The sequence below is a fragment of the Microbacterium sp. HMWF026 genome, from assembly GCF_003061325.1.
GTDB classification, from domain to species: domain Bacteria; phylum Actinomycetota; class Actinomycetes; order Actinomycetales; family Microbacteriaceae; genus Microbacterium; species Microbacterium testaceum_E.
In genome coordinates this window covers 1-2,943 of sequence record NZ_QAJB01000134.1, presented here as the reverse complement: position 1 = coordinate 2,943, position 2,943 = coordinate 1, and the positions used below count along the sequence as shown (strand labels likewise).

Below are 2,943 nucleotides of genomic sequence, written 5' to 3'. Positions count from 1 at the left end.
GGCGGGCGCGTTCGCGCAGCAGGGGGTCGGGGGAGCGGTCGCCGGCCGAGGCGTAGCCGTCGTGCACGTCGTCGGCGGCGAGGGGAGCGGATGCCAACCACCTCAGGTCGATGGCCGGGTCGCCGACGCTCAGGCCGGCCCAGTCGAGGATGCCGACCACGTGGGGGATCGCGTCGTCGTCGTCGGCGAGCACGATGGAGGCGCTGGTCGCTCCGCCCAGCACGACCGCCGACTCGAAGCGCCAGAGGTCGTCGACCTCGAGGGCGCGGCGCCAGCGCAGCATGAGGTCGTCGGACACGCGGCCGGTCGCGTCGGCCCGGTCGAGCAGGCGCTTGACGTCGTCGCGGATCTGCTCGGGCGAGCGCACGGGCAGTCCGTCGGTGCGCACGATCGACACGGGCAGGGCGTGCACGGCCGCGAGGGCTCCGCCGATGGCCGGGGCGTATCCGGGCCCCTTGGGCAGGTGCGCGGGGTCGATCCGGTAGCCGTGGATGTGCTCGGTGATCAGCACGCGCTGGGCTCCCGAGCCGCTCTCGCCGAGCACCTCGGGCACGGCGAAGGGCAGGAGGGCGCGAACGCCGGCGGTGAGGGCGTGCAGGGCGCGCGACTCGGCCGCGAGGTCGTGGGCGCTGTCGTCGGTGGCCGGCATGCGGACGACGACCTGTCGCCCGTCGTCGGTGCGGGCCAGTGCCGCGTCGAAGCGGCCGCCCGCGTTCTCGGTCAGCGCACGGGCGCTCGTGAAGGCGGTTCCCGGCAGGGCCGTCGTCGCCGACGCGGCTAAAATGAGGGGCGAGCGTGCCATGCCCCCCAGGGTAGGTCGGCGCCCCGCTCCGCCACTCGCGCCACGCCCTTGACCGCAGAGGTCGAGCCGACGGTCGCCCGCTCGCTCCCATCGTCAGAGAGGTGCTCGATGCCGCTTTCCGCGTCTTCGTCGTCCGATTCCCTCGCCGTCCAGCCGGTCGATCGCTCCGGCGGCGAGCGCGACGAGCCCGACCTGCTGCCGCGGCTGCTGTCCGAGCGAGGCACCCGCGTGCTCGCCGTCCGCCGTGACGCGGCACCGATGCGAGACGGTCGCCTGATGTACGTCGCGGTCGACGAGCTGTCGAGCGTGCGGGAATGGGCGTTCCTCGGACGCGACGCCGACGGGGCGGCCGTCCTTCTCGCGGTCCTCCCCGACGACGCCGACGACATCGCATTCCCGGATGCCGAGTGGGCGTCGCTGCGGGCGTCCGGCGGCGACCTGCCCGCCGCCGAGGCGGAACTGCTCACCACCGCCGTGGCCCTTGCGGGGTGGCTGCGCGATGCGCCGTTCTGCCCGGCCTGCGGGACGCGCACCGAGCTGCGCCACGCCGGCTGGTCCCGGCACTGCCCGGCCTGCGGGCGCGAGCACTTCCCGCGCACCGATCCGGCCGTGATCGTGCTGGTCACCTCGGCGTCCGACGACGATCGGGTGCTCCTCGGCGCGAACGCGGCCTGGGGTGGGGATCGGTACTCCTGCTTCGCGGGGTTCGCCGAGGCGGGGGAGTCGCTCGAAGACACCGTCGCCCGCGAGGTGAACGAGGAGGCGAACGTGCGTCTGCGCCGCGTCGAGTACCGCGGCTCGCAGGCGTGGCCGTACCCGCGGTCGCTCATGCTCGGGTTCCGCGCCGAGGTCGTCGACGACGCCGAGGCGCAGGCCGACGGAGAAGAGATCGTCGAAGTGCGGTGGTTCTCGCGCGACGAGATCGGCGCCGCGATGCGCGGCGAGGGTGTCGCGCAACTGCCGGGGCCGGCATCCATCGCCCGTCGGCTGATCGACGACTGGTACCGGGGCGTCGCATGACCGGCCCTCTCGACGGTCTCGACGAGCACCAGCTCGAGGCGGCGCGCGCGCTGCGCGGACCGGTGTGCGTGCTGGCCGGCGCGGGCACCGGCAAGACGCGCGTCATCACGCGGCGCATCGCGCACGGCGTCGACACCGGGGCGTACTCGCCGCAGCGAGTCATGGCGGTGACGTTCACGGCCAAGGCCGCGGGCGAGATGCGCGGTCGACTGCGCGCGCTGGGTGTGTCGGGCGTGTCGGCGCGGACGTTCCACGCGGCGGCGCTCGCGCAGGTCAATTTCTTCTGGCCGACCCTGGCGGGCGATCAGGCGCCCTCGATCATCGACAACAAGGTGCGGATGCTGGCCCACGCGGCCGACGGTGTGGGGCTCGCGCCCGACACCGCGACGCTGCGGGATGTCGCGGCATCCATCGAGTGGAGAAAAGTGACGCTCCGCTCGATCGAGCAGTACGCGGCCGACCGGCCGGACGGTGTCGGGCGGCTCTCGGTGGACCAGGTCGTCGCTCTGCAGCGCGCGTACGAGAAGCTCAAGGACGAGCGGCGCCAGATGGACTTCGAGGACGTGCTGCTGACGTGCGCCGGCATGATCGAGGCCGAACCGCGCGTGGCCGCGGCGGTCCGCGAGCAGTACCGGCACTTCACGGTCGACGAGTACCAGGACGTCTCGCCGCTGCAGAACCGCGTGCTCGAGCTGTGGCTCGGCGATCGCCGCGACCTGTGCGTCGTCGGCGACGCCAGCCAGACCGTGTACTCGTTCACCGGAGCCGACGCGCGGTACCTGCTCGATTTCGAGCGCACCCACACCGATGCCCGCGTGGTGCGCCTGGAGCGCAACTACCGTTCCACGGCGCCGGTGCTCGCGGTCGCGAACGACCTGATGCGCGGCCGGCAGGGCGCGCTCGAGCTCGTGGCGGCGCGCGCGGACGAGACGCCCGTCCCTACCGTGCGGGCTTTCGACGACGACGAGGACGAGGCGGCCGCAGTCGCCCGGTCGATCCGCGACCTGCTGGCGAGCGGGGTGGATCCGCACGACGTCGCGGTGCTCTACCGCTCGCACGCCCAGTCGGCGGCCCTGCTCAGTGCACTGTCGGGCGTGGGGATCGCGGCATCCGTCCTGGGC

Annotated in this window: 3 protein-coding genes; 2 read left to right on the top strand and 1 reads right to left on the bottom strand. The window is 73.6% G+C overall.

Annotated features, from left to right (window positions below; genetic code table 11):
* Positions 1-802 (bottom strand): phosphotransferase (locus DBR36_RS05985; RefSeq protein WP_146185248.1); only part of this gene is annotated, 802 nt, incomplete at its 3' end.
* Between the two features lie 108 nt (positions 803-910).
* Here DBR36_RS05985 and nudC point away from each other — a divergent pair.
* Both nudC and DBR36_RS05975 read left to right on the top strand, forming a co-directional pair.
* Positions 911-1,822: an NAD(+) diphosphatase gene (gene nudC / locus DBR36_RS05980; protein ID WP_108318005.1), complete on the top strand. Its 912-nt coding sequence runs from the start codon at positions 911-913 to the stop codon at positions 1,820-1,822.
* On the top strand, positions 1,819-2,943 hold a 1,125-nt coding region (locus DBR36_RS05975; RefSeq protein ID WP_146185247.1), incomplete at its 3' end, for an ATP-dependent helicase. The genes nudC and DBR36_RS05975, both read left to right, overlap by 4 nt.